Below are 25073 nucleotides of genomic sequence, written 5' to 3'. Positions count from 1 at the left end.
AAAGGAGGCGTTGACAATGGACATTACATCTATTCCGATCGAGCATTTTGTCTCAAACGGTGTATTTGCCGTCCTTTTCGTTTGGTTACTGATTGATACAAGGAAAGAATCAAAACAGCGTGAAGAAAAACTTCTTGCACAAATTGAGAAGCAAAATGAAGCCCAAGAGCGCATCGTTCATGCAATCGAACGAATTGAAAAGAAAATTGAAAAAATGGAGGTGTCGATGAATGGCTGAAATTACAGCAAATGGGTATGTTTCTATTCGTGAGCATATTGTACAAAATTGGAATAAAGTTGTATTGTTAGATGGAAATGCTCAAGTATTCACTACAAATATTGATGGCGTGAAGGCAAGATGGGCACATACCAAAGGAACACAACAAATTAAAACAGGTAAAACGCCTTGGGGCGAGGAGATTTTTAAAACAGTTGAGATTGAGTCTAACCCAGTACTTGAAATTTCATTAACTCTAACTGGTGCTGATGTTTCCCTGCCTTCAACAGTTGCGAAAATTCAAGTGTTAGATGCAAAAAATCGAATTATGACAGAAGAAACATTTCAACCTTTCACATTTGAAACCGCACAAGATGAACTTACATTGAGCGTAAAAATTCAAGTGCCGCAACAATAGACGGTGATTATTTATGTATATTGAGATTGTTTCATATGCTAAAAAAATAATTTCTAATACAAATAGAAGCACACAAGCAAAGAATGAAAGTCGGGAAACTGTATCATACGCAAAACACATCTCATCTTCTGTACAATTAAAAAAAGAAGCGAAAAAAGAAAGTCGAGAAGTTAGTTCATATGCAAAACACATTCAGACGCTTGTATATCGTCATAGACGTGAATATGTGTCGGTGAATAGTTTTATATTGCCTGTTCATTTTGAAACGGTTATAGGGCAAAAACAAACGCTTACAAAAAATGAAGATAGAAATATTTCCATTTTCGCAAAGCCGATTCATACAAATATTTCATATCAGACGAAAAAAGAAATAATAAAAATATATGCTTATGCTCATCATGAAGAAAATCTGTCTAATACATACGCATTAGAGAATCCTTCAAGCGTGGAGGTGATATGATGGCACTTGCAGGCGATACAGTACGTTTAAAATGTCATTTTCGCACGTTTGATGGGCAATCCGTTAATCCTGCTGATGTAAAGTTGACAATTTACGATAGCAATAAACAACAAATTGAACAAATTGCTCTTACAGACAGCAACAAGGAAAATGTTGGTGTTTATTTTTATGATTATGTACTCCCGATGAATCATAGTAAAATTATCTTTGAGTTTTCTGCAGTTTACAATAATAAACCGATTCTCGTTAGGGATTCGGTAAAAATTCAATTTTCTAAATAAAAATGGAGGTAGATAGTATGTCTGATGAAAAAGTTACTCAAACTGAAACAACACAAGAACAACAACAACAAGAGCAACAACAAGACCAACAACAACAACAAGAGCCACAACAAGCCGAAACACAAACGGTAGATATGAAAACATATCTTGAACTAGTTGCCAAAATGGAAAAAATGGAGGAAATGCTTTCAAATGAAACAGAGAAACAAAAAGAGATTGCTGAAAAGGAACAAGAACTATTTCAAAAACAAGTGCATTTAACATTGAAGGAAAATGGACTTGAGAAATTCGCTGATATTGTAAAAGTATCTAATGAAGATGAATTAAAAGATGTTGTGAAGAAACTAACTTCTATTGTAAATGAAATTAAAATCGAAACAGGCTATGTACCTGCGGATCATAAGCAAATGACTATTTATGAACAAGCAAAGAAACAAGGTAATACAAAAAACATGATTAAAGTGTTATTCGGCATGAAGGAATAATCTTTCATGTCGTTTTTATTTATAAAACTAAAAAATTAATGGAGGATGATATTAATGTTTACAAGTAAAGATTTTGCAGTAGGTCAAAATTATGATTTAAAAGATGTTCTTATTGAAGTGAATAAAAAACAAAATCCTTTCGTTACTTTCTTAATGTCTAAAACAGTAAAAGCAACTAGCCCACAAGTGCATTGGATTACGGAAGATATTGCAGATAGCGCAGTAACGCTTGCAGAAGGTGGGGATGCTCCTGCATTTGTAAAAGATACTCTTACTCCACGTGATAACTACCTTGAGATTTTCGCTGCGACTGCTACTGTAACAAATACGGCGCAATATTCAAAAGCAGTTGGTATTAATGACCTTTTAGCCCATGAAGTTGAAAAGAAAACTAAAGCCATTAAACGCAGAATGGAAAATAAATTTATTCATGGTACTAAAGGATATTCTAACGGAGTTTACACAACTGATGGTATCCTTGCACAAATTCACGCAGACCATCGTGTAACTGGCGCATTAACTGCTGATGCTTTTGAAGAAGCAATCGGCAAACTTTACGATGCAGGCGTTTCTGATGAAATCCTTGTATTTGTTCCTGCACGTATCAAAAAGCAATTAAATGAATTAGGAAACGTTGAATTTTACGCTAGAGATAAATTCTTGGGCTTTGACATGGAACAATACATTACTGTATTCGGTACAGTTAATTTCATTCTTTGTGAAGAATTAGGCAACAACAAATTCTTTGCAGTAAATCCTAACTATCTTGAAATGCCTGTACTTATTCCATTCCATGCTCAAGTTGAAGCAGTAAGTGGTTCTAAACAATCTATCTATTTAGAAACTCAAGCAGGCGTAAATCTTTTAAATGATAAAGCAGCAGTTTCTTTTGAAATCACTGCTTAATACATATAATATCAAAAAAGGGGATACTTGCATTTTGCTTGTATCCTCTTTTTTATAAAAAATTTACTCATATTTTTGAAGATCCCTAGAAATTTTAAGGAGGTGAGAAAATGAATATCAAATTGCGTGATGAGTACCTTTTGAGACGCAGAAAAAAAGGAATTTCACAAAAAGAACTTGCAGAATATTTGAATTGCTCGCAGTCGCTTTTATCCCGTTATGAACGTGGAGAATGTGGCATGAAGAAAGAGAAAGTTGAACTATACAGACGCTACATAGACCAAAAATAATTCTAATTAATCAAAAAAAAAGAAAAAGGAGGCGAGAAAGTGAAGAAAGGTATTAAGAACACGTCATGACCGCCTCCTTTTACTTCAAAAAACAAAAATTTTCTTTGGAGTAAAAGGAGGAAACCTATTCATCGTCATGATGGATAGGGGTTATTGACGAAAAAAATCAATATTTATTTTGAGTTTGTTCTAAAAGGACGGCGGGAGTGTTCTCTTTCTTTCACTTGAATTAGATGAAACAGAAATTAAGAGAATTATTCCCTGCTTGGTGTTCGGACTATACACCAAAACAAAATACACTTATTTTAACTGATGATTTAGATTCACTCGTAGGTTGTGCTATTGAAAAGCATGTAAAAGAAAATGAAATTAATTACTTTTACGATTTTGAAGATATATTCGTTGCTGATAAAGAAGATAAACGCAAAGCCATAGGAATTGACTTAGCACTCCATCGGGGCAAATCATGGTGCAATCATGTAGTAAGAATTAATGAAGATGACTATGTGAATCCTCTTACAGCAAACATTAACGCAATATTGAAGGTACACGCAGGAAACTATACAAAGAAATATGCCATGTCTACAACTCTTACAATGTGGTCTTTTTACGGTTTACCTTTACCATCGACAAAAGAAGGTAAAATGATTCTTCTCGCAATTGATTCATCTTTTTTGGGTCATTATTCCGAAAAGTTTAAAAAAATACATAATACATATTTACATTTATTAGGCTTTGATGAATTGATTAATTTACTCAATGAAACAACAAAAGCCGATTATTTACATATTCAACAAAAATACAATCTTAAATCCAAAATTAAATTGAATGATAAAGGTTATCTTGAAACAGACATTGCCCTTGCAGAGTTGCAAGGGTTTTTTGATTTTCCGATAGAGTTACCGAATAAGCAATTTAACTTACTAGCACAATTCAAAACACAAGATGATTATACATATCGTATTCAATCGAAAGATCAAATACCGAATTTAGTTTCATTTGCGCTAACTAGCACAAGAAAAATGAAATATACAACATTTTGTTAATTTGAAATGGAGGTAATCAAAAATGGCTAAAAATTATTTCTTTTGCTATGACAAACGGCTGGCTGATTTTTTGCGTTATAAGAAGAATATTGAATACATTACAAAAGCACGAAGCGTTAAAAATGGCTTCATCTTCTATCTTTTCGAGAAATCAGAAAGTTTACAAGAATCTATTGACGAGTGGTTAAAAAAAGGGTACAATAAAGACCGAAATTTAACTAGTTAAATTTTAGGTATGAATCGTGACCAAAATTTAACTAGGGGTGGTTAAATTTTGGGTATGAAATTTGACCGAAATTTAACTAGGGGTGGTTAAATTTTGGGTATGAAATTTGAGCGAAATTTAACTGTATAACAGATATACTATAATAAACAGATAAACTTACTTACTAACAGATAGGATGGTAAGTGAGTAAGTTTTTGTAGTTTAGTTTTTGTATTTTAAAAATTATAAGAGAATCTAAATAACCAGGAGGAATCTAATATGTATATTAAAATTTATAATGTATTTACTCAATTTAATCATGAGCAAAAGTTAAATGTAAATGAATTATATTTCTATTCACAATTAGCCACATTACAAACATATGAAAATAAAGTTTATATTAATATTGATTTATTAGCACAATTAATTATATTTAATTCAAAGAAATCACAAAACATTAAAAAGATTAAAGAGTTACTTCAATCACTTAAACAAAAACGAATTATTCAATTTAATGATACTAAAAATAATAATGAATTAATGATTATTTCCTTCTGTAAAATTGAAGGTGGCTATGAGCCGATAACGTATGAAAAATTCCGTTCGTTTTCTGATGTATATGATTATTATGTCTATGTCTGCGTCGCAAGAACAAAAGAAAAAATAGTTGAGTTTTCGCTTTCTCAATGGGGAACATTACTGGAACTTTCAAGAACACAAACTATATCAAAACTTAAACGAGTAATCGACAAAGGAATCATTTGCAAACGTGAAGGAAAATATACAGATGAAGATGTTGCTGGCAGAAAACAGAAGAAACAAGAGAAGAATATATACTACCTTCCTATCGTAAAAGAAAAAGTCGAACAAAAAGAAAAAGATGTTGCCAAACAAGTGACAACATCATCTAAAGAAACCGTTCAAACTGTACAAGAAAATAATAACATAAGCACAGACAATGAACAAGAAGAAACAAGAGAACACAACTGGTATGTAAAAGGTTCACAATTAACTACTAATGATTTTTACATTTATCTCACGACAAATGACGAGAAATTAAAGAAGCAGGCAGAAGCAAGAATTAATGCAATTAGTAAAAATGAAAAAGGTAAATATATTGTTGAATCATTAATGAAAGAAGCACAAGAGAAAGTAAAAGATGAAAAACGTAAAGTAGAACAAGAAATGCTTAAACAAATGACAAATGCAGTACGATTGAAAAATGGCGATATTGTTGAAGTTGATGAAAAGAATATTGATACAATTGATGTGAATGATGTTGACTGTATTTTCTATTCGTACTATGGACAACATCTCGATGCAGAAGTAAAAATGCAAGTTTTTCAACCTGCTACACATGAAAATGGCATAATTAGATATGAAAATCGTCCAGATATGATTCAAAGAGGATGGGAACTGTACATTGAGCATGTGAAAACAGGGGAAATGTTGACCAACCAAAAAGGTGAATTAATCAAAAATAAAGTATTTGATGAATTTTTCCCGACACAAAAAAATGAAACGGTGAAAGTTGTTGCGAAAAAAGTTGAAAATGAATATGTGAAAATGGCGGAAAGAGCAAAAAGGGAAGCAGAACAAAAAAGAAAGCGTGAAATCATAGACATTGCGGCTATTGTTGCTGAAGAATTAGAAAAAGAAGAAAAAGAGCAGGAACAATCAGAAAAAGAACGTCAAGAACGACAAAGTAAATTGAATGCATGGCTTGATAAAATTGACAAAAAAGTGAAAGTACATGACGATGATTTAAGTTTTCTTGATGAATTAGATTGATGGACTAGCGTTTTGCTAGTCCATTTTTTATTTAATCAAATATAGAGGAGGATAAATAATGAAAAATCAAGGCATACATAAAGCACTTGAAAAAGTCGATTGGCGCAAGAGAGCATATTTCATGCGGAAGTTTCAAATACGGACACCGAAAAATAAACATATTATTTCTATGTCTGATGAAGAATTTTTAAAATGGGCGGATAGAAAGTCAATGACCGTCTTTCATAATTGGGAGCAGACGGATGAGTATTTTGAATTGTATATGACTTATATGCGTGGCAAAATGCAACGTGACCTTGAAACTGTGTATGATGTTGTTTCAGAAAAAGCAAAACAAGGTGATGAAAAGGCGGTGAAACTCTTTTTGCAAATGCATAAAGATATGACACAATTGCAAAAGTCGATGAATCGGACACAAACAAAACAAGAGAAAGTACAAGAAGAAGATGATGACGATTTAGAGATTTAAAACAGACAAATATGTCGGTTTTAAGCAGGGTATCAAAATTGATACTTTGCTTTTTTTGTAGGAGGTGAAATTGATTGGCTAAACGATTGACAAAAGAAGAAAAGTTAAAGATAATTATGAACGATTTTAAACTGTTCGCAAAAAATTTTATTAAAATTATTGATAACAACGGTGATACTGTACCGTTTATTTTGAATGCCGAACAAGAGCAATTTATAAATGAGATGGGGAAGTACAATATAATCCTAAAAGGGCGTTAATGATGGCGCAGTATGTCAGTGATGGCATACTTAAACCCCTCTAACTCGGTGAAACTCCTACATGGACAATACCGAGCCAAGCCGTAGAAATACGGAAGGTGTAACGACCAGAGCATTTGCTCGTAGGGTGCAAGCGATTGGCACTCGAAACGGGGGGCTACCTAATATTAGGTAGAAGATATGGTCTCATCTCTACAGCAATGTAGAGCAGTCTATAACTGGACGGTGTAAGTGTAGCGAACTTACATGAAGGCAATTGCAAATAGGATTCACTACCCTATCTCTTGCATACATGCTTTATAGTGCATGTACAAAGCCCGACACTAACTATATCATCATGACACATCATGCAAGCGTCAGTAAATCACTCTTTGTGAAATTGAAAAAGATGTATAAAAATCTTCCACATGATAAGTATCCGAATTTGTTTCCTAAAACACTTTTAAATAACAGAGACGAACTATATTTAGAGAATGGAAGCAGGGTCATTATTGCAACTGCTAACGGTGAAGATTCAATTTCGGGGAACACTTTTCAATTCATTCATCTTTCAGAAATGGCGAAGTATCCTGCACAAGTACAAGAGGAAATAATTGCAACGTGTATTCCTGCATTAGCAAAGAATGAATCTAGTGCAATCATTATTGAGTCCACAGCATACGGATATAACACATATCAAGAAATGTTTATGAAAGCATATCGTGACAAAGAGAGCGTTTGGAAGGCGTTCTTTTTCTCATGGCTTGCAAAAGCGTATCAAACACAATTTAAACAAGTATTCGATGGAGCAGAAGCATGGTTTCGGGCTAATAATCAAGGGCGCAGAATGACATATGATGACCTTGAGCATGATGAAAAGATTTTAAGAGATAAATACGGTGCTACATATAGACAGTTAATGTTTCGCAGATATTATATACAAACAAACAGTTTGGAAAAATTTAGACGTGAATTTCCGACAACTCCCGATGAAGCGTTTATGGAAACGAATAAGTCAGTATTCGATACTGCAAAAATTATTGAACGATTGCAATATGTGATACAACCTTTGGAAACAAAAGAGGTCATGGGAGTTTTACCCGATACCTTAAAACCGTATATAAACAAAAATCTTTTCATCTATCATCTTCCAAAGTCAAAAATGCGTATGTATGCAGGCGTGGACGTGTCAAGCGGACAAGGTGGCGACTATTCAACAATGAGTATATTTGATGCAGATGGGCAACAAGTTGCTTCATTCTATGCAAATGACATTCCAGTTTATAAATTCGCTGAAATAGTGGATGCTTTAGGTAGATTTTTTAATTATGCTTTTATTTGCGTTGAGCGTAACTCATACGGTTTACCTTTGCTGGAACGTTTAAGAAAAGAATACGGATATATGAACTTACTGAAGCAAAAGGTGTTTGACCAGCGTGGAAAGCGTAAAATGCAACTTGGTTTCCAAACGACAAATGTAACAAAGCCGATAATCATAAATGATATGAAAGAGATGTTTGAACTTAACATGATTAATATTGAATGTGTACGGACGCTTGAAGAAATGAAGATATATCAAGAACACAAAGGAAAGATGGGCAACAAGAAAGGTCAAAACAATCACGATGACCTTGTAATTTCAGTGGCTATGGCATGTCAAGCCATGAAACAGGCAAAATACTATGTTGATATTTGATGACTCCATAACTTTGCGGAGTCATCTTTTTTATTTTCTTGAAAGGGGATGTATAGAATGAATCTTCAACAATATATTAAGGAATATCATGAAGGGCGTTCGGACTGGTTTATTGAAGAAGTGCAGAGTGTATCGAATCAGCAAAGAGTAATGAATGTGTTAAACCTAAAGGAATATTTGAACGGAAGTCATAAGATATTACAAAAGCAGCCGTACATTTATAATGGTAAAGAATTTCATCCACGAAAAATTATTCTCCAATATGCAAAGACGCTATTGAACTTTCAAGTATCATTTTTGTTGCAAAATCCTGTCACAATGACAGGTAAAGAAAGAATTGTAAAAGAGTATCAAAAAGTAAACAAACAAGGGAAATATGACCGGCTTAATTATCGTATTCTTGACAAAATGCTTAAATATGGGCAAGTGTTTGAGTATGTTTATTTAGATAAGAACACAATAAAAAGTAAACTCATTGATGCGTCAGAAGGCTATCCAATATGGAATCATGAAAATGAAATGATTGCATTTATACAGGCATACATGGTGGATGGTATAGATTATTATGTTGTGTATTCAGAAGATACAGTTGAAACTTATAATAATAAAGGCGGTCAATTGCGTTTAACAGGAAGATATGCGAATCTTTCGGGATTGCCTATTGTGTTTAAAACAGTAAATGAAGTTGATGAAAGTACAGGTAGAAGCGAATTAGAGGATTGGATAAGTATCCTTGACAACATGGAAGATTTAATCAGTAAATACATGGACACATTTTATAAATTCATGGATCCGATTGCAGTTTCAATTGGTCAACAGTTAAAAGGTGAATTACCTAATGATTTTGTAGGTAAAGGTATTAACCTTGATGACGGTGGCGAGTTTCGTTTAGAATCGAATAAAACAGATTATCAAACATTCCAAACATTGTATAAAACATTGTTGCAAGCATTGTTAGATATATCACAGACACCAGCAGTAAGTTTAAATAAGACAGACATAAGCAATTTGTCGGAGGTTTCGATTAAACTTTTATTCCAACTTGCTGAAATTAAAGCGTCAATAAATGAGCAGTACATGAGAGAAGGTATTGAGCAACGTTTTGAGAGAATACGGAAGTTACTTGAATATAAAGGCGTAACGTTTACAGATGAAGAATTTAATTCGTTAGGAATGGTATTCCAGTATGCATTACCTTCAAGTAATAAAGAAATTATCGAGAATATGAAAGCATTGCGTGAAATAGGTGGATTGAGTATACAAACGATGATCGAAAAGAATCCATATGTAAATGATGTGCAACAAGAACTTATGAGATTGAAGGAAGAAAAATAACACTACATATAGTAGTGGAGTTAATAATAAGACGCAAGATATTGTGTTTAATGAAAATGTAGATGTGTAAAGGGAAAATACTTGACATTAAAATATCCGCCTGCGCGCGCCTGTTATGAATAGGGGCGCAGGAAGCCAATTTTTTTTAAAAAAGGTTGCAGGGCATGGGCAGGGCAGGCGGTCAAGTACAAAATGGGCTAGGCGTATAGATGGGCTTAGAAATGTAAAAAATTACATAAAATATGGTAAAAATTAGGTAAAAATATACTCTAGTTAACATAATGCATGTTATCGGCAGAATTGCCCATATAACAAACATTATACAGGCGATTGAAAATACAGTTTCAGATACCCCTTAATTGCCAAAATTTGCCCGTAGCAAGTCATTTTACACACCCACGAAAAATTTTTCAATTTCGGACGACCTCTTGACGCTTGTCGCTGAAAATCGGACGACTTCTTTTAATTTCTCACCTTTCAAAAACGTTGATATTTCAATACTTTTCGCACATTCACTATACATTCAAAAAATGCCTATATATCAACGTTTTTTTAACATAGATGAAATATCGCTCGTTTCTATTATAAATAAATTCGCTTTGCCTATGGTTACCCATTCCACGAAAATAAAATGAAAGGAAATGATGTATATGACGAATCTTCAACGCCTTATGCTTGAAACAAAAGGTATTGATTTAGATCAAAACGAATTAGCGGTTTACCTTGCTGAAAATGGACTTAATCCGCACGATGAATATAATCCAGCAAGCGCAACAAATAAACGTAACATTTATAAAACTGCATTAAGTATTCTCGAATCAATCGCCAACAATCCTTCTTTAATGAAAACATACAAACTTGACGATATGACGATTAGTGATTTTCATGAAAATCTTATGAATCGTATAGATCAATTAGAGAGAAAAATCCGTCAAATGAAAACAGATGAAGAGAATCAACGAGGAAATGTATTTATGTTGTTTAATTCTTAAGAGGGAGCGTTATTCGTTCCCTCTTTACTTGCGTAGTAAAGAGGTCTTTACATAGTCTTTACTTTATGATGTTACTTCCGACTATACATGATATGACTGATGATGTTACTTCAAAAGGAGGTTAAAAAATGAATCCTTTCGCTTTTGACACTTCCGATTTTCAATTTCTTCTTGATACAGTCGGGGAAACGGTTAATATCGACAATGTATCGAAAAAATGTATTGTACAGAATGAAAAAGTCGGAGATTATGAAGATATATATATTTATACTCTTTCTAACATTCAACGTGGAAATTTAATTCTACACAATGGAAAAAACTATCTTATTGTGTCTGATGTGACGGAAGGGAAACAATATAAGAAGGCACTCATGCGAAAATGTACTCATACAATAAGAGTTATGGTTCAAGAAGGGCAACAAATTCTTATCGGTACAACACCATGGGGAGAAGAACAATATAAAACTACTGATCCAGTTTATGAAGATTTTTCTTGTATCGTTGAACAGCAAAAAGTTGTAATTGATGGCGGTCAAATCAGAACGTCTGATAGTGAAATTCTTGTGACGCTTCAAGATAATAAATTTACAAGAAAGATAAAATTGAATGATATTTATGAAGTCGCAGGGGCTAGATATAAGGTTACTCATATAAACTATACGAAAAGCGGATTGATTATTTTGAGATGTGAAACGGCTGTTGTTTAAAAATTAATATTGAAAAAAGGGGATAAATTATGTATGATATATTGTAAGAAAAATTAAAGTCGTATGAGTATTTTTTTGAATCAGAAAAAATGTTGCAGGAAAACTATTGATACATCGGTAGTTTTAAATATATCCCATTAAGTGCCATTTTTAGCACGACTCAAAATCGTGTGGGGTAGCCCCCGTGTGGGTTCGACTCCCACCATCGGCATCGAAAATAGGGGAAAGGCTTTAGGGACAAGGGGTTTCACGTAAGTGAAATCCCTTGTTTTTTATTTACCGAATACATTTGACGCATTTTTATTTTGGAAAGTAGGTGAATAAAATGATCATTGCGAACAACTATAAAGAAATTAAAGATCATTTTGATTTCACGGATAGTATCATAACGGATATGAAATGGAATAATCCATTAGACCTATCTATCACGATAGACTATTATTGGGATACACAGGAGAATAGGGAGGAAAATAGGACATTAGCGTTGCATTTTAAGGATTGCCTAGATGTGGAGTACAAAATAAAAAAAGAGATACTAGAAATGTCAAGGCGTGATATCCATTTTGATAGCTTGTTCACTATTATTCTCTTCGAAAATGTAGAAGCAAATTCAAGCGAATTTTACCATTTTCATATCTATACCTTTGATTATAAAGAGCCGTTGTTAAAAATTATTTGTAAGCAAGTTCAGTTGGAAGAAGTATAGCGCCACTCGTCATGGATTTTAACAAAGAGATGGGAAAGATTAACAACTAAAAGGCGGTTCGCTCCGCCTTGTTTTATTGTTGTTTTTGCGGTATTATCTCGTTAAGAAAAGCGAACGCGTCAAGTTGTTACTAACTCATATTTCGCACCTTGGTAGGGCGGAACAAAAGGATTTTTCATTCAGTTTTTTAGAAACCCGTGGTGCTATATAAAATCGAGTAAGCATAAAAATAGCCCTTGCTTGTGGACCTCCTGTAGAATGAAAGTGCGATCCAACATTCGAAAGGAGAATCCCCATGCAAGAGCCCTTTCATTTTACTACAGATCAAGCAAAGATTCAAAAACAATATGCAGTCATTTTCTTTTTTGTTTCTGCCCAGCTGTCACAAATTCAATTCTATCTTCAACGTCGCAATCGTCATTTGGTGAAACAAGAAGATACGGTGATCATTGCTATTCATCTTTTAGGAAAGCTGCTTGGCTTCTCTTCCGAACGTGCATGGCATCGCTTTGTGACTGGGAACTTGTTTACGGATGGACATTTTCTCGAACGTTCTCGATACAATCGCCGTTGTCGAGCGCTGCGCTTTGCGATCAAATGGATCCGCCATGAGCTAGCCAAACGTGGACAACACCACGCCTATGCGGTCGTAGATAGTATACCACTCGAGTTGTGCCATGCCGCAAGAATGTACCGAGTCAAACGATTTCAAGGAATCGCGGACATCGGTCTCTGTGCATCGAAAAAGCAGTGGTACTATGGATTTAAGCTCCATCTTCAGGTGACCAACCAAGGACTGCCCATGGGATACGTGGTAACGGAGGCGTCCTGTCACGATCGAACTGCAGCTGAAACCGTCATGACCCAAATTCCTCATCCTTTTAATTTGGGTGATAAAGGATTTATCAGTAGCGAATTGCAAAAAAAAGTTGTATGAAGCGTACCAAATCGCTTTTTGGACTCCATCTCGCAAAAATCATCGTTTTTGATTATATGAATTTGATTGTGTATGAAACCAAAAGGTGTTATGTCAAATCTCTTCTTCATTTGTAACCACGATGCCTATTATTGTCCAGGCATATATGCGCGCATTGATTTTATAGGGAAAAATGAGTTATAAAGAGATGAGTGATGCATTTTTGAAAAAGTTGTGAACAACGTATTGACTTGTCCGAGGGGAGTCGATATAATGTAAAACGTAATTACGAAACAGGGATTCCTGTTTTTATTTTTGCATCTGATTCGACAAATTTCTACTTTTTCTGCATGCGGGTGTAGTTTAGTGGTAAAACCTCAGCCACGAGCGACACATCGTCGAATAAGCGACGAGTTGCCTCGACGCACCGATCATCGTTGAGTAAGCGGGAAGAGGAAGAGGCATAGTTGAGCGTGCAGGGCAATTGTGGATATAGTGAATACAATGATGCGGGTGTAGTTTAGTGGTAAAACCTCAGCCTTCCAAGCTGATGTCGTGGGTTCGATTCCCATCACCCGCTCCATACATACGGGGACAACGCAGTGTTTCGTTTCGAAGATGAACGGGGCATTGCGTTTTTTTATTTCGCTTCGCCCCGTATTTGTTATATGATGAGTTGTGTATGAGCTGTACCCCCATGGATTTGAATAAACATCTCTTTCATTGCTTGCAATATTTGTTCACATTGCGTTTCTGTAAATGAGGGCAGAAAATATACGATTTGAATTGCATTTGTTGTTTGCTCTGTAACCATTGTTCGTTTCGAATCAACGATTGGACTGCCGAACGGGCCTTGAGCGTCTTTTGTGACGAGTTTTCGATCAAAATTTGTCGTCCGATCATTGATGCCGATATATTCATCTGCTTGTGTACCGATCGTGACGGCTATATCTCCTGTTAGATGATCTCGATCATAAATGCCGATCGGTAGTTTATAATATAAGGAAAAAAAGTTATTCACATCGGCCGCCGAGTGAATGGATGGAATAAAACTTTGCTTTTGTACGCGACGAAGCAAACTTTCCGATGAAGGACGATATCGGCTCGGATCTGTGCCAATTTGTTTAAATACAGACCGCCATTCTTTTACTTCTGGCCATTCAGCTAACGGAGTTTGTTCCATATCAAAATATAGCAACTCTTGAAATTGTCGAAGTTTCCCTTTCAACATGTTGGGGGACGGACCGACGACGATTTGATCGTATATAAGGACACCGATTTTAAAATGGGATACGCGCTGTTTTATTGTGTCACAAATGGTTAACATATCGTTCACTCCTTTTTCTTTACATTGTAACATAAACAACAAAGAAAGGAGGGATTCGGGGATGGACGTTGAAGCATTAAAGGAAGAAATCATTCAATATAGCCGAACGATCGGCATTGATAAAATCGGTTTTGCTCATGCGGATCCGTTTAGCGAATTAAAAGAACGACTGCGTCACCAGCAACAACTCGGATATGAATCAGGATTTGAGGAGCCTGATATTGAAAAGCGGACAACCCCATCTTTATTGCTTCCAGAAGCACGTTCTATTATTGCAATTGCCCTCGCGTATCCGTCGAAGCTAAAAAACGCACCGCGAAGCACGAAAACAGAACGAAGAGGCATTTTTTGTCGAGCATCTTGGGGACAAGATTATCATGTTGTTTTACGCGATCGCTTACAAAAATTAGAACAATTTATTTTAGAACGTGTACCAGATGCAAAAGTAAAATCGATGGTCGATACAGGGGAATTAGCTGATCGTGCAGTAGCCGAGCGTGCAGGTATCGGATGGAGTGGGAAAAACTGCTCAATTATTACGCCAGAGTTTGGATCGTACGTATATTTAGGAGAAATGATTACAAATATCCCGTTTCCTCCGGATGCGCCAATTGAAGATCAATGCGGGACATGCACGCGCTGCATTGATGCTTGTCCGACAGGCGCACTTGTGCAAGGGGGACAGTTGAATGCGAAGCGATGTATTGCTTTTTTAACGCAAACGAAAACGTTTATTCCTGATGAGTTTCGCGATAAAATTGGTAATCGATTGTACGGATGTGATACGTGTCAACTTGTTTGTCCGAAAAATAAAGGAAAAGACTTTCATTTCCATCCAGAGATGGAGCCGGATCCGGAAGTGGTGAAACCGCTATTAAAACCAATTCTTCATATGACGAATCGCCAATTTAAAGAGACGTTTGGGCATTTATCGGGGGCATGGCGTGGGAAAAAACCGATTCAACGGAATGCCATTATCGCATTAGCTCATTATAAAGATGAAAGTGCCATCGACGATTTATTGATATTGCTTCAAAAAGATTCACGTCCAGTCATTCGTGGAACCGCGGCGTGGGCGCTTGGGAAAATCGGAAACAGGAAAGTTGTGCCGATGCTCCAGCAAGCAAAAGAAAAAGAACAAGATGAGGACGTTATTCGAGAAATTGATAACGCGTTAGCGATGCTTGAAAATGTGTAGTTGTTTTTCTTTCATCCCTGACATAACGTATTAAAAAACGAAAAAGTGGTGAGCGAGATGAGAAAACAGCTACACGCCCTTCTCGATCAGCGTATTCGTTCCTTTTTTGCGGCTAATGTGACGGATGAGGAAATGGAACGAAAAAAGCAACTGCTGGCGAAGCGACAGGCGAAGCTTGTGAAATGCGAAGGAAAAGGAGTCGTAATAGAAAAGAAACATATTGCCTCTCACACGTTCGTCCGCTACATCGTTCATTTCCGTTTTTTTATTTGGCAAGACGGGTGGATGTATGTTGAAGAGGAACAAGAGATGCGTGAAGCAATATTTGAACGACGTGAGCTTGTGAGTGATCGCCCGCTTTTGCCTAACATGGAGACGGAACAAGTTGAAAAAAAACAAGAACGTCATGAAGATGAACGAGTTCGTTATACGTATGATCGACTAGCCGCAGTACGATATGCTGAAATATGGTGGAATGATTATAATCCAGCGTTCCAAAAATTCTCTGTAGATTGTACAAATTTTATTTCACAATGCTTACATGCGGGGGGCATTCCGATGATGGGCTACCCGAACAAAACAAAAGGATGGTGGATGAGGAAAAACGATTGGAGTTATACGTGGACAGTCGCGAACGCGTTTCGCTGGTATTTAAGCGGATCGAGAACAGGCATTCAAGCCGTTGAGAAAAAATCGCCGGAACAGTTGTCTCTTGGTGATGTCATTTGTTATGATTTTCAAGGGGACGGGCGATTTGATCATACGACGATTGTCGTGGCGAAAGATAAACAAGGGATGCCGCTTGTTAATGCCCATACGTCCAATAGCCGCATGCGGTATTGGTCATATGAAGATTCAACGGCGTATACACCAAATATTCAATATAAGTTTTTTCATATTATTGATCGTATATAGGGGTGAAAATTGTGGCTTTACATGTCGTTTTATATCAACCAGAAATTCCAGCAAACACAGGAAATATCGCGCGTACGTGCGCGGCGACAGGAACGTCATTACATTTAATTCGACCGCTCGGATTTTCAACTGATGACAAAATGTTAAAGCGTGCCGGATTAGATTATTGGGAGTATGTTAACGTTCATTATTACGATTCATTACAAGAGCTTTTCGAAAAATATAAGGAAGGTCAATTTTTCTTTATTACGAAGTTTGGAGAAAAATATTACACCTCTTTTGACTATAGCGATCAAACGAAAGACTACTTTTTCGTTTTTGGTCGCGAAACAAGCGGATTGCCGAAAGATTTAATTGAAAATAACATGGAACGTTGTTTGCGTATTCCGATGAATGAATACGTCCGTTCGCTCAATTTATCGAACACAGCTGCTATCCTCGTGTATGAAGCGTTAAGACAACAAAACTTTCCAAACGTATTTTAAGCGACTTTCGAATGAAAGTCGCTTAATTTTTTACTTCTGGCTTATCATTATATCCTGCGGTGAAGATCGCCACCAAAAAGGCAGCGATTACGCCAAGAATGAGAAGCGTCTTCATATACAATCTCCTCCCTTGATGAAGTGACAACAAATGTCCACGTTTTCATTATAGCTTAATTGCATGTCGGGATGAAAGCCATACTTTCACGAATGATTACGGACATCCTTGCATACATATGGTATTAATCACAATGCTAGATCACAACGGTGGAGGAGGTCCGTGTATGGACATTTTAAAAAAAATACAAAAATATAGAGAAGAAGAACAGAAGTTAAAGTGGGAAGGGACATTTGCGGAATATTTAGAAATCGTAAAAGAAAAGCCATGGGTAGCTCAGTCTGCTCATTCTCGCGTTTACAATATGATCAAAGATGCGGGCGTAGAAGAAGTGGATGGGAAGAAAAAATACAACTTTTTTAGCGGCCAGTTGTTTGGACTTGAGGAAGCGCTAGAGCGTCTTGTAGAAGAATATTTTCATCCAGCTGCGAAACGATTAGATGTTCGAAAACGTATTTTGTTGTTAATGGGGCCAGTAAGCGGCGGAAAATCGACGCTTGTGACGATGTTAAAGAGAGGGCTTGAGGCGTACTCATATACCGATCGTGGTGCTGTATATGCCATTAAAGGATGTCCGATGCACGAAGATCCGCTTCATTTAATCCCGCACCATTTACGCGACGAGTTTTATAAAGAGTACGGCATTCGCATTGAAGGAAACTTATCTCCATTAAACATGATGCGGCTTGAAAAAGAATACGGTGGGCGCATTGAAGATGTGATGGTTGAACGCATCTTTTTCTCAGAAGATAAACGTGTCGGAATCGGGACGTTCAGCCCATCCGATCCGAAGTCCCAAGATATTGCTGATTTAACAGGAAGCATTGATTTTTCTACGATTGCTCAATATGGGTCCGAATCGGATCCGCGCGCATATCGCTTTGATGGGGAGTTAAACAAAGCAAATCGCGGCATTATGGAATTTCAAGAAATGTTAAAATGCGATGAAAAGTTTTTATGGCATTTGCTTTCTTTGACGCAAGAAGGAAACTTTAAGGCAGGACGTTTTGCGCTCATTAGCGCAGATGAGCTCATTGTTGCTCATACGAATGAAACAGAGTATCGTTCGTTTATTGCTAATAAGAAAAATGAGGCGCTTCATTCGCGAATTATCGTCATGCCGATTCCATATAACTTAAAAGTGTCAGAAGAAGAGCGTATTTATGAAAAAATGATTCGCGAAAGTGACGTAGAAGATGTGCATATTGCACCGCATACGCTGCGGGTAGCAGCGATGTTTACCATTTTAACGCGATTGAAAGAGCCGAAGCGCGGTGATATCGACCTTGTGAAAAAAATGCGCTTGTATGACGGTGAGTTAGTTGAAGGATTTAATGAAGTGGATGTCGAAGAGCTGAAAAAAGAATATCCAGATGAAGGAATGAGTGGTATTGATCCACGTTATGTTATTAATCGTATTTCGTCTTGTATCATTCGAAAAGAAGTGCCGTCCATTAATGCATTAGATGTATTGCGAGCATTAAAAGAAGGGCTAGAGCATCATCCGTCTATTTCAAAAGAAGATCGGGAACGTTATTTAAATTTCATTTCGATTGCAAGAAAAGAATACGATGAAATTGCAAAACGTGAAGTACAAAAAGCGTTCGTCTATTCGTATGAAGAATCAGCAAAAACGTTAATGGATAACTATTTAGATAATGTAGAAGCGTATTGTAACAAAGCGAAAATTCGGGACCCGCTCACAGGAGAAGAAATGAATCCAGATGAAAAGCTGATGCGTTCGATTGAAGAGCAAATTGGCATTTCGGAGAATGCGAAAAAAGCATTTCGTGAAGAAATTTTAATTCGTATCTCAGCATATGCCCGCAAAGGTCAACGATTCGATTACAATTCGCACGAACGGTTGCGTGAAGCGATCCAGAAAAAGTTGTTTGCAGACTTAAAAGATATTGTCAAAATTACGACGTCTACAAAAACACCTGATGAACAACAACTCAAGAAAATTAATGAAGTTGTTGCGCGGTTAATTGATGAGTATGGTTATAACTCCACTTCAGCAAATGAATTGCTTCGTTACGTCGGAAGCTTGTTAAACCGATAAAGCATGCCGCACTTGGCATGCTTTGTTTTATCATCGTATAAAACAGGCTTGTCCTTCAGAAAGGGATTTGAACAATTTTCGCAATCATTTGTCAATTTTTTTCGGTCGTCGCATAGGATAAAGTAACTAGCCATTCATTTATGATTTTTTATTAGCCAACATAGTGTATGCGAGGAAAAAGAATTTGTGCATGATTATTTCATATGTAGGAGGGGAAAAAATGAGTAGAAACTTCATTGTGTCAAAGGAAGATTGGTCCCTCCATCGAAAAGGCCACGATGATCAAAAACGGCACGAAGAAAAAGTGAAAGAGGCAATTAAAAATAATCTCGGTGACTTAATTACAGAAGAAAGCATCATTATGTCCAACGGTCGCGATGTCATTAAGATTCCGATTCGTTCGTTAGATGAATATAAAATTCGTTACAACTATGACAAAAATAAGCACGTCGGCCAAGGCGATGGGGACAGTCAAGTTGGTGATGTTATTGCGCGCGACGGTTCTGGTGACGGTCAAAAAGGACCCGGAAAAGGGCAAGGGGCAGGTGATTTGGCAGGGCAAGATTATTATGAAGCAGAAGTATCTCTAATGGAACTTGAAGAAGCGTTATTCAGTCAATTAGAACTTCCAGACTTAAGGAAAAAACAACACGCTGATCATGTTGTGCAACATATTGAGTTTAACGATATTCGCCGAACGGGATTGATGGGGAACATCGACAAGAAAAAAACAATGATGGCTGCGTTTAAACGAAATGCATTAAGTGGCAATCCGAGTTTTTATCCAATTTATCCCGAAGATTTAAAATTTAAAACGTGGAATGAAGTCATTAAGCCGGATTCGAAAGCGGTTGTCATCGCAATGATGGACACGAGCGGATCAATGGGCGTATGGGAAAAGTATATGGCTAGAAGCTTCTTCTTTTGGATGACGCGATTTTTACGGACGAAATACGAAACGGTCGATATTGTTTTTATCGCGCATCATACTGAAGCGAAAATTGTAACGGAAGAAGAATTTTTTACAAAAGGGGAAAGTGGCGGGACGATATGTTCATCAGCGTATCGAAAGGCACTTGAAGTCATTGAAACAAAATACTCGCCGACAAAATACAATATTTATCCGTTCCATTTTTCCGATGGCGATAATTTAACGTCCGATAACGCCCGCTGTGTCAAGCTTGTGCAAGAATTAATGAAAGTATCGAATATGTTTGGATATGGAGAAGTGAATCAGTACAATCGTACACCCTCTACACTTATGAGGGCGTATCAAAACATCAAAGACGAGCGCTTTAATTACTATATTTTAAAGCAAAAGAGCGATGTACTCAATGCGTTGAAACATTTCTTCGCATCAGAAAAAAAGGAGGCGGTTGCCTCGCGTTAAATTTTAGGATAAATTTGTATTGTGAATTGATCTTTTTTCGTCCATTCTGGTTTCCGCAAATATGTCGCTTTCTCAAGTACCGACTTGAGAAGGCGATTTTTCTTTTCAATGTCATCGGTCTGTCGGTATGCTTCTAACACTTTTTTGACAGTTGGCACATATTCATTCATGTTTTTCTCTTTAAGCTGTTCTTTTTCAATTTCCTGTTTCAGCTGCTCGATTTCCTCTTGTGTTTGTTTCATGCGCGCTACGATATTTTGTTGCCGTTCCAGGAACACTTCAATTGTGTAAATTCCTCTTTCTAAGAAATCGTGAAGGTTATTTTTCTGCACATTCAGTTCTCTCAGCTCTTTTTCTTTTTTCTCAAGTGCTTTTTGTCTAAGGGGGATAACAGATTGTTTTTCTGTCTTCCCAAGCATTTGTTCTTGTACTTCGAACTGATCAACAAATTCAGTCAGCGATTGCAATATGCGTTCTTCGACAAGAGGGAGCAAAGCGCCTTTCTGAACGCCTTTGCATTTCGGATTAGCACAGCGAATCATACTGTTAGGGCGATCCTTTTTCGGCTGATACCACATCGTGTAGCCACAAACCTCGCATTTAAGCAGTCCAGCGAGAGGATTAGATAATACCTTACTTTCAACCGTAGACGGTCGCCAACGGGCTGTATGGGCTTTATTCGCAGCCTCCCACAATTCTTTTGATACGAGCGGATCATGAGCATTTTCTTTCACATACCAGCGTTCTGGTGGCATCTTTTTGCGTTTATACTTTCCGTTTTGTTTGATGTACTTTACCTTACCCCAAATGATGTGTCCCATGTAGACTTCATTCTTTATGATTGCTGTGATGCTCGAAGGAGACCAAAATTCTCGTTTTTCATCAGGCGGCTTTACACCAAGTTTGTCCAACTCGGCAGCAATCGCTTGGCGTCCATGACCATCTCGCATCATTTCGAATATTTTCACGACTACCCATGCCGTTTCTGGATCGGGGTATAGCTTGAGATTTTCATCACGAAGATAGCCATATGGCGGCTTTTTTGAAATAGATTTTCCTTCAGCTGCGGAATCACGACGACCACGTTGCATGCGTTTCGTGATTGTTTTGAGCTCCTCGCGTGCGACAAGAGATTTAATTCCAAATACAAGCTCCCATGTTTCGCTTTCTGGATCATAAACCTCTGTAGGTGTGATGATTTTTGTTCCGGAGTAACGAAAAGCCCTGTCTAGGATACCTTGATCTAACATATCACCGCGGCCAAGACGGTCAATGTCCATCACAAGCACGGCATCGGCAACGCCCGATTCGACTTCCCGGAGCAACTTTTGAATTTCCGGTCGCTCAGCAATCGACTCCCCAGAAACGACTTCTTCAAAGATGTCGATGATGTTGTGGTTTTCTCTCTTTACAACAGCAAGTAGGGTGTCACGATGGCGTTGTAGCGTGTCATATGATGCGCCTGTTTCGGCTGCCTTTTTTTCTTCCTCAATATCTTTGCGGCTTTTACGAAGATAAATAAAGACATCGAGGTTGGTTGGTCTGTACATAAAAATCACCTCTACACTATTGTAAAACCAACCGTACACATATACAAATACATCATGTATGTTATTGATAAACGAATATGCGATTTTGAATTTGTGTTAAACGTTCTTCGCATAACTTTGGTGTCACCTTAAACATGTTGGCCATTTGCTCGATTATGTATCGCTCATTCCAATCGATGAAATCAAGCATGTGATATGGAATAGCTGCGTATTTCGTAAAAAGCTTCGCATCACGTTCTTGCAGTTCTCGGAACGCCTCTGGCATCATGCTTTGCACACCGACATGGCGCAGAATATGGCATAACTCATGAAAGAAAGCCTCGCGCTTCTCTTCTTCCGACAATCGGGAATCGACAACGATGCAGCGGAATCGCCCGAAAACTTGATGTGTAGACGGAAACGGCTTTTCACGTAAGAAAATATTCATCTGTCGCGCTATGTATTCAATATCAATGTGTGAAGGATGGAAGATGCCGAGACGTTGGTATAAGTTTGTTGCCCAATCTTCAAGCGCTGTTGTGTAGTAATGACATAATTGCATAAAATCCCCTCCCTAGAGGAGATTATAAGAACAAATGTTTGTTTTGACAAGAAAAAGAAAAAGCCCAAATATGGGCTTTTAGTAATAATTTATTTTATGCAATAATTTTATTTGATTGCTTAACGCCAGTTAATTCAAGAATTTCACTCATTATATTAGCCACCAATTGATTACGATCATAAATAACGCTTTCGTGTTCATTTTCATACATTACTGCCCGTTGCAAATAATCGTTTGAGTCAAAAAGGTAAACAGCTTTCACCAATTGTCCTTCATCTGTAAATAATAGCTCAACTTCAAATCCAGTATCCAACGGCTTAAAAGAAATGTTTTGGTATTCAGGATCTTTAGCGTTTTCTAATAATTCATGAGGCCAGACAGGGTTAAGATACATGGCTTCCCACAATTGTTTACGTAATTGATTTAACAATTTAATACACCCCTTTAGTTAAGAATCGATTTAATCATTTTTTTCAAATGAGTCACGAATTCATTTAATTCGCTATTAGCGTTATTGTAGTCATCAATTGTCCATTTTTCCCTTGGACCATATTTAGAAACCAGAACGCAGTTCATATATTTCGCAATGATTGCTGCATTATCTCCGTCCTTTAATACCCAACGCATATCTCTTTTTAAAGGAAGATTTGCTAACTCTCTACCTTCCTTTTTAAGTTTTAATTCCGTAATTAATGTAGCAGGGATATCATACTGTACTTTTTCCCAGAACTCTTTTCTCAAAAGCATACGGTATTTTTTAGGATTTTTCAATAACGGATTTATTACAGTTGGTTTAGTTTGTTGTCTTGCTAGTTGTTTTAAATCCTCTTCATTTTTATCAGGGAAAATTTGTTTTAATTGTTTTGCCTTTTCTTCTATATCTTTTTCGTATGCTTCATAAGCTTTGGCTGCCTCTGTATATTCATAATATTCTTCTTCTGTCTGCAGGTCTCCTTCAACAATAACAGAGCCAATCTCGGAATTTTTAGGGTTTCCGATTTTTTTCAATAATTTTTTCTCGTCGTTTTCTGCTTTTTCAACAGCTCTTAAGACATCACAATATTCCTGTTCTTGCTTATATTCTTTCCAAAGCTCATCAAGTCCTAAATCCCTATGGGCTATAACCACACCTATATTATCCAAATGATTACTGATTTCTTCATCAGGAATCCTTCTAAGAATTCTCCCAATAAATTGAGAATAGGGTGCTAAGCTACGAAACGGTCTGAAAATAGCAGCTACAGATAAGTACGGGTGATCATATCCTTCACCCAACATCGCAACATGTATAACCACATCAACTTGATGACTCTCAATTTTTCTTAGTTCTTCAATTTTTTCTTTTTTTGGCAAGTCACTGTGAACGATTGCCACTCTCAAACTCATTTCTTCATATAGTTTTTTTACATCTTTAGCATGTTTAATACTACAACATACAGCAATAATTTTGTGAGGAACAGAACTCCCCGCACGACGTTTGTTCAGTTCATCTATACTTGCTTCCACAATGTGTTTATTACATTCAGGAGAATATGCTACACTTCTGCTTACAAAATCTTTGTCTTTAAGCTTCATTGCTTCAATTTCTTTTATTGTGTATTTTCTTGATCTATCATTACCTATTGTTAGATACACTTTTTCTGGTTTAAGAATGAAGTTTTTTAATGATTTTACAATCCCATCTTTCATAGCCTTACCAAGCCTGTAATTAATCACGACTTCTCCTTCGATCTTCTTTCGGTCTGTTCTAAACGGAGTTCCTGTTACCTTTAATACTTTTGCATCACTAAAGTATTCTAAGGCGTCTTGCCAGGTTTGTGCTGGTGAATGATGGGCTTCATCTATAATAATCATATCGAAAAAGTCTCTTTCAACTTTTTTAGAAGAGAATTTCGGGATTTTGCGCTTAGTTTATGTATATTTAAAATGATAATATTACTTTTTTCTAATTCTTCAAAAAGTGTATCTTTATCATATTCAACTACCTGCGGTAACTCGTTAAAATCCTTAAAGATATTATGTCTTAACCAAAAGTTTTTTGGATTTGTAGGATCAAGAGAATCGAGTACATGATCTTTGATAACTAGTTGGGGTGTAATAATTAAAACTCGACCATTGGCAATTCCAAAAGGTGCAATTGCCATTACTCCTGTTTTACCGGAACCAGTTGGTAAAATGGCAACAGCATGATTTTTAGACTTTTTCAATAAAAAATGGTTGCAAATTTCAATATATGCATCCTTCTGCACTTTTCTTAATCCTTCATCATTCTCTAAAATGTTAGCATTAGCAGTTAAAAAGTAATCTTTGTTAAAAGTCCCCATGATTAAT

The 25073-nt window shown here is 36.6% G+C and carries 28 protein-coding genes, 1 tRNA gene and 1 pseudogene; 24 read left to right on the top strand and 6 right to left on the bottom strand.

Features of this window, described 5'->3' with window-relative positions; translation table 11 throughout:
• Positions 1–16: 16 nt before the first annotated feature.
• From NSQ23_RS13115 to NSQ23_RS13025, 19 genes and pseudogenes are all read left to right on the top strand, one after another.
• A complete protein-coding gene (locus tag NSQ23_RS13115) occupies positions 17–238 on the top strand; it encodes a BhlA/UviB family holin-like peptide (RefSeq protein WP_339171229.1) in 222 nt (73 codons plus the stop codon).
• On the top strand, positions 231–635 hold the full coding sequence (locus NSQ23_RS13110) for a hypothetical protein (RefSeq protein WP_339171226.1): 405 nt from the start codon (positions 231–233) through the stop codon (positions 633–635). The genes NSQ23_RS13115 and NSQ23_RS13110 overlap by 8 nt, the downstream gene beginning before the upstream one ends.
• Positions 636–648: 13 nt before the next feature.
• Entirely contained in the window at positions 649–1095 is a 447-nt protein-coding gene (locus tag NSQ23_RS13105) for a hypothetical protein (protein WP_339171223.1), read from the top strand.
• Positions 1095–1376 carry a hypothetical protein gene (locus tag NSQ23_RS13100; RefSeq protein WP_339171221.1) on the top strand — a complete coding sequence of 94 codons (282 nt, stop codon included), beginning with the start codon at positions 1095–1097 and terminating at the stop codon, positions 1374–1376. Before NSQ23_RS13105 ends, NSQ23_RS13100 begins: the two co-directional genes overlap by 1 nt.
• Before the next feature lie 17 nt (positions 1377–1393).
• On the top strand, positions 1394–1861 hold the full coding sequence (locus NSQ23_RS13095; protein ID WP_339171219.1) for a hypothetical protein: 468 nt from the start codon (positions 1394–1396) through the stop codon (positions 1859–1861).
• A gap of 54 nt (positions 1862–1915) precedes the next feature.
• Entirely contained in the window at positions 1916–2767 is an 852-nt protein-coding gene (locus NSQ23_RS13090) for a DUF5309 family protein (protein WP_339171217.1), read from the top strand.
• Between the two features lie 110 nt (positions 2768–2877).
• On the top strand, positions 2878–3057 hold the full coding sequence (locus NSQ23_RS13085; RefSeq protein WP_339171214.1) for a helix-turn-helix transcriptional regulator: 180 nt from the start codon (positions 2878–2880) through the stop codon (positions 3055–3057).
• 233 nt (positions 3058–3290) lie between these two features.
• Entirely contained in the window at positions 3291–4103 is an 813-nt protein-coding gene (locus NSQ23_RS13080; protein ID WP_339171212.1) for a hypothetical protein, read from the top strand.
• Positions 4104–4125: 22 nt separating this feature from the next.
• Positions 4126–4329 carry a hypothetical protein gene (locus tag NSQ23_RS13075; RefSeq protein ID WP_339171210.1) on the top strand — a complete coding sequence of 68 codons (204 nt, stop codon included), beginning with the start codon at positions 4126–4128 and terminating at the stop codon, positions 4327–4329.
• 258 nt (positions 4330–4587) lie between these two features.
• Positions 4588–6099 carry a hypothetical protein gene (locus NSQ23_RS13070; protein WP_339171207.1) on the top strand — a complete coding sequence of 504 codons (1512 nt, stop codon included), beginning with the start codon at positions 4588–4590 and terminating at the stop codon, positions 6097–6099.
• Positions 6100–6157: 58 nt separating this feature from the next.
• The gene (locus NSQ23_RS13065) at positions 6158–6568 is read left to right on the top strand and encodes a hypothetical protein (RefSeq protein ID WP_339171205.1); all 411 of its coding nucleotides are present in this window, start codon (positions 6158–6160) and stop codon (positions 6566–6568) included.
• Positions 6569–6642: 74 nt separating this feature from the next.
• The gene (locus tag NSQ23_RS13060) at positions 6643–6828 is read left to right on the top strand and encodes a hypothetical protein (protein WP_339171202.1); all 186 of its coding nucleotides are present in this window, start codon (positions 6643–6645) and stop codon (positions 6826–6828) included.
• 379 nt (positions 6829–7207) lie between these two features.
• Positions 7208–8503 carry a DNA packaging protein gene (locus tag NSQ23_RS13055; protein ID WP_339171200.1) on the top strand — a complete coding sequence of 432 codons (1296 nt, stop codon included), beginning with the start codon at positions 7208–7210 and terminating at the stop codon, positions 8501–8503.
• A 57-nt stretch (positions 8504–8560) separates the two neighbouring features.
• Entirely contained in the window at positions 8561–9838 is a 1278-nt protein-coding gene (locus NSQ23_RS13050) for a phage portal protein (protein WP_339171198.1), read from the top strand.
• A gap of 650 nt (positions 9839–10488) precedes the next feature.
• Positions 10489–10830: a hypothetical protein gene (locus NSQ23_RS13045; RefSeq protein WP_339171196.1), complete on the top strand. Its 342-nt coding sequence runs from the start codon at positions 10489–10491 to the stop codon at positions 10828–10830.
• Positions 10831–10958: 128 nt separating this feature from the next.
• The gene (locus NSQ23_RS13040) at positions 10959–11537 is read left to right on the top strand and encodes an Ig domain-containing protein (RefSeq protein WP_339171193.1); all 579 of its coding nucleotides are present in this window, start codon (positions 10959–10961) and stop codon (positions 11535–11537) included.
• Between the two features lie 325 nt (positions 11538–11862).
• A complete protein-coding gene (locus NSQ23_RS13035; protein WP_051035038.1) occupies positions 11863–12243 on the top strand; it encodes a hypothetical protein in 381 nt (126 codons plus the stop codon).
• A 295-nt stretch (positions 12244–12538) separates the two neighbouring features.
• Positions 12539–13226, top strand: a pseudogene (locus tag NSQ23_RS13030) (IS982 family transposase); the annotation flags it as partial.
• A gap of 442 nt (positions 13227–13668) precedes the next feature.
• Positions 13669–13742, top strand: a tRNA-Gly gene (locus NSQ23_RS13025).
• 81 nt (positions 13743–13823) lie between these two features.
• Here NSQ23_RS13025 and NSQ23_RS13020 read toward each other — a convergent pair.
• On the bottom strand, positions 13824–14486 hold the full coding sequence (locus NSQ23_RS13020) for a phenylalanine--tRNA ligase beta subunit-related protein (protein ID WP_339174419.1): 663 nt from the start codon (positions 14484–14486) through the stop codon (positions 13824–13826).
• Positions 14487–14547: 61 nt separating this feature from the next.
• On the opposite strand from NSQ23_RS13020, the gene queG reads away from it, so the two are divergent.
• The 5 genes from queG (at position 14548) to yhbH (ending at position 20651) form a co-directional block, all read left to right on the top strand.
• Positions 14548–15684: a tRNA epoxyqueuosine(34) reductase QueG gene (gene queG, locus NSQ23_RS13015; RefSeq protein WP_339171190.1), complete on the top strand. Its 1137-nt coding sequence runs from the start codon at positions 14548–14550 to the stop codon at positions 15682–15684.
• A 57-nt stretch (positions 15685–15741) separates the two neighbouring features.
• A complete protein-coding gene (locus NSQ23_RS13010; protein WP_339171188.1) occupies positions 15742–16599 on the top strand; it encodes an amidase domain-containing protein in 858 nt (285 codons plus the stop codon).
• A 2-nt stretch (positions 16600–16601) separates the two neighbouring features.
• Positions 16602–17084: a tRNA (uridine(34)/cytosine(34)/5-carboxymethylaminomethyluridine(34)-2'-O)-methyltransferase TrmL gene (trmL, locus tag NSQ23_RS13005; RefSeq protein WP_339171186.1), complete on the top strand. Its 483-nt coding sequence runs from the start codon at positions 16602–16604 to the stop codon at positions 17082–17084.
• 281 nt (positions 17085–17365) lie between these two features.
• A complete protein-coding gene (locus NSQ23_RS13000) occupies positions 17366–19261 on the top strand; it encodes a PrkA family serine protein kinase (RefSeq protein ID WP_064214619.1) in 1896 nt (631 codons plus the stop codon).
• Between the two features lie 220 nt (positions 19262–19481).
• Positions 19482–20651, top strand: a complete 1170-nt coding sequence (gene yhbH, locus NSQ23_RS12995) for a sporulation protein YhbH (RefSeq protein WP_339171182.1) — start codon at positions 19482–19484, stop codon at positions 20649–20651.
• Here the strand turns inward: yhbH and NSQ23_RS12990 are convergent.
• From NSQ23_RS12990 to NSQ23_RS12970, 5 genes are all read right to left on the bottom strand, one after another.
• Complete coding sequence (locus NSQ23_RS12990; RefSeq protein WP_339171180.1) at positions 20648–22201, bottom strand: recombinase family protein; 1554 nt, start codon at positions 22199–22201, stop codon at positions 20648–20650. The genes yhbH and NSQ23_RS12990 overlap by 4 nt on opposite strands.
• A 61-nt stretch (positions 22202–22262) precedes the next feature.
• Positions 22263–22742, bottom strand: coding sequence for an ImmA/IrrE family metallo-endopeptidase (locus NSQ23_RS12985; RefSeq protein WP_339171177.1), 480 nt, complete (start codon positions 22740–22742; stop codon positions 22263–22265).
• Positions 22743–22836: 94 nt separating this feature from the next.
• Positions 22837–23172 (bottom strand): hypothetical protein, encoded by a 336-nt coding sequence (locus NSQ23_RS12980; protein ID WP_339171175.1) that lies wholly within the window; start codon positions 23170–23172, stop codon positions 22837–22839.
• Between the two features lie 14 nt (positions 23173–23186).
• Entirely contained in the window at positions 23187–24596 is a 1410-nt protein-coding gene (locus NSQ23_RS12975; protein ID WP_339171173.1) for a helicase-related protein, read from the bottom strand.
• Positions 24593–25066 carry a DEAD/DEAH box helicase family protein gene (locus tag NSQ23_RS12970; RefSeq protein WP_339171172.1) on the bottom strand — a complete coding sequence of 158 codons (474 nt, stop codon included), beginning with the start codon at positions 25064–25066 and terminating at the stop codon, positions 24593–24595. The genes NSQ23_RS12975 and NSQ23_RS12970 overlap by 4 nt, the downstream gene beginning before the upstream one ends.
• Between the last annotated feature and the right edge of the window lie 7 nt (positions 25067–25073).

Origin of the sequence: Anoxybacillus sp. FSL W8-1294, from assembly GCF_037965005.1 — a bacterium.
GTDB classification, from domain to species: Bacteria; Bacillota; Bacilli; order Bacillales; family Anoxybacillaceae; genus Anoxybacillus; species Anoxybacillus flavithermus_G.
The sequence above is the reverse complement of the archived record's forward strand: the minus strand, read 5'-3'. Positions and strand labels throughout refer to the sequence as shown.

What these genes read in the sequence shown, in the direction of transcription:
- NSQ23_RS13045 (WP_339171196.1), top strand. Translation starts at nt 10,489, where the DNA reads ATGACGAATCTTCAACGCCTTATGCTTGAAACAAAAGGTATTGATTTA.
- NSQ23_RS13095 (WP_339171219.1), top strand. Translation starts at nt 1,394, where the DNA reads ATGTCTGATGAAAAAGTTACTCAAACTGAAACAACACAAGAACAACAA.
- queG (WP_339171190.1), top strand. Translation starts at nt 14,548, where the DNA reads ATGGACGTTGAAGCATTAAAGGAAGAAATCATTCAATATAGCCGAACG.
- NSQ23_RS13050 (WP_339171198.1), top strand. Translation starts at nt 8,561, where the DNA reads ATGAATCTTCAACAATATATTAAGGAATATCATGAAGGGCGTTCGGAC.
- NSQ23_RS13000 (WP_064214619.1), top strand. Translation starts at nt 17,366, where the DNA reads ATGGACATTTTAAAAAAAATACAAAAATATAGAGAAGAAGAACAGAAG.
- NSQ23_RS13110 (WP_339171226.1), top strand. Translation starts at nt 231, where the DNA reads ATGGCTGAAATTACAGCAAATGGGTATGTTTCTATTCGTGAGCATATT.
- NSQ23_RS13085 (WP_339171214.1), top strand. Translation starts at nt 2,878, where the DNA reads ATGAATATCAAATTGCGTGATGAGTACCTTTTGAGACGCAGAAAAAAA.
- NSQ23_RS13115 (WP_339171229.1), top strand. Translation starts at nt 17, where the DNA reads ATGGACATTACATCTATTCCGATCGAGCATTTTGTCTCAAACGGTGTA.
- NSQ23_RS13035 (WP_051035038.1), top strand. Translation starts at nt 11,863, where the DNA reads ATGATCATTGCGAACAACTATAAAGAAATTAAAGATCATTTTGATTTC.
- NSQ23_RS13040 (WP_339171193.1), top strand. Translation starts at nt 10,959, where the DNA reads ATGAATCCTTTCGCTTTTGACACTTCCGATTTTCAATTTCTTCTTGAT.
- yhbH (WP_339171182.1), top strand. Translation starts at nt 19,482, where the DNA reads ATGAGTAGAAACTTCATTGTGTCAAAGGAAGATTGGTCCCTCCATCGA.
- NSQ23_RS13010 (WP_339171188.1), top strand. Translation starts at nt 15,742, where the DNA reads ATGAGAAAACAGCTACACGCCCTTCTCGATCAGCGTATTCGTTCCTTT.
- NSQ23_RS13080 (WP_339171212.1), top strand. Translation starts at nt 3,291, where the DNA reads ATGAAACAGAAATTAAGAGAATTATTCCCTGCTTGGTGTTCGGACTAT.
- NSQ23_RS12985 (WP_339171177.1), bottom strand. Translation starts at nt 22,742, where the DNA reads ATGCAATTATGTCATTACTACACAACAGCGCTTGAAGATTGGGCAACA.
- NSQ23_RS13100 (WP_339171221.1), top strand. Translation starts at nt 1,095, where the DNA reads ATGGCACTTGCAGGCGATACAGTACGTTTAAAATGTCATTTTCGCACG.
- NSQ23_RS12990 (WP_339171180.1), bottom strand. Translation starts at nt 22,201, where the DNA reads ATGTACAGACCAACCAACCTCGATGTCTTTATTTATCTTCGTAAAAGC.
- NSQ23_RS12975 (WP_339171173.1), bottom strand. Translation starts at nt 24,596, where the DNA reads ATGATTATTATAGATGAAGCCCATCATTCACCAGCACAAACCTGGCAA.
- NSQ23_RS12970 (WP_339171172.1), bottom strand. Translation starts at nt 25,066, where the DNA reads ATGGGGACTTTTAACAAAGATTACTTTTTAACTGCTAATGCTAACATT.
- NSQ23_RS13075 (WP_339171210.1), top strand. Translation starts at nt 4,126, where the DNA reads ATGGCTAAAAATTATTTCTTTTGCTATGACAAACGGCTGGCTGATTTT.
- NSQ23_RS13070 (WP_339171207.1), top strand. Translation starts at nt 4,588, where the DNA reads ATGTATATTAAAATTTATAATGTATTTACTCAATTTAATCATGAGCAA.
- NSQ23_RS13105 (WP_339171223.1), top strand. Translation starts at nt 649, where the DNA reads ATGTATATTGAGATTGTTTCATATGCTAAAAAAATAATTTCTAATACA.
- NSQ23_RS13090 (WP_339171217.1), top strand. Translation starts at nt 1,916, where the DNA reads ATGTTTACAAGTAAAGATTTTGCAGTAGGTCAAAATTATGATTTAAAA.
- NSQ23_RS13065 (WP_339171205.1), top strand. Translation starts at nt 6,158, where the DNA reads ATGAAAAATCAAGGCATACATAAAGCACTTGAAAAAGTCGATTGGCGC.
- NSQ23_RS13020 (WP_339174419.1), bottom strand. Translation starts at nt 14,486, where the DNA reads ATGTTAACCATTTGTGACACAATAAAACAGCGCGTATCCCATTTTAAA.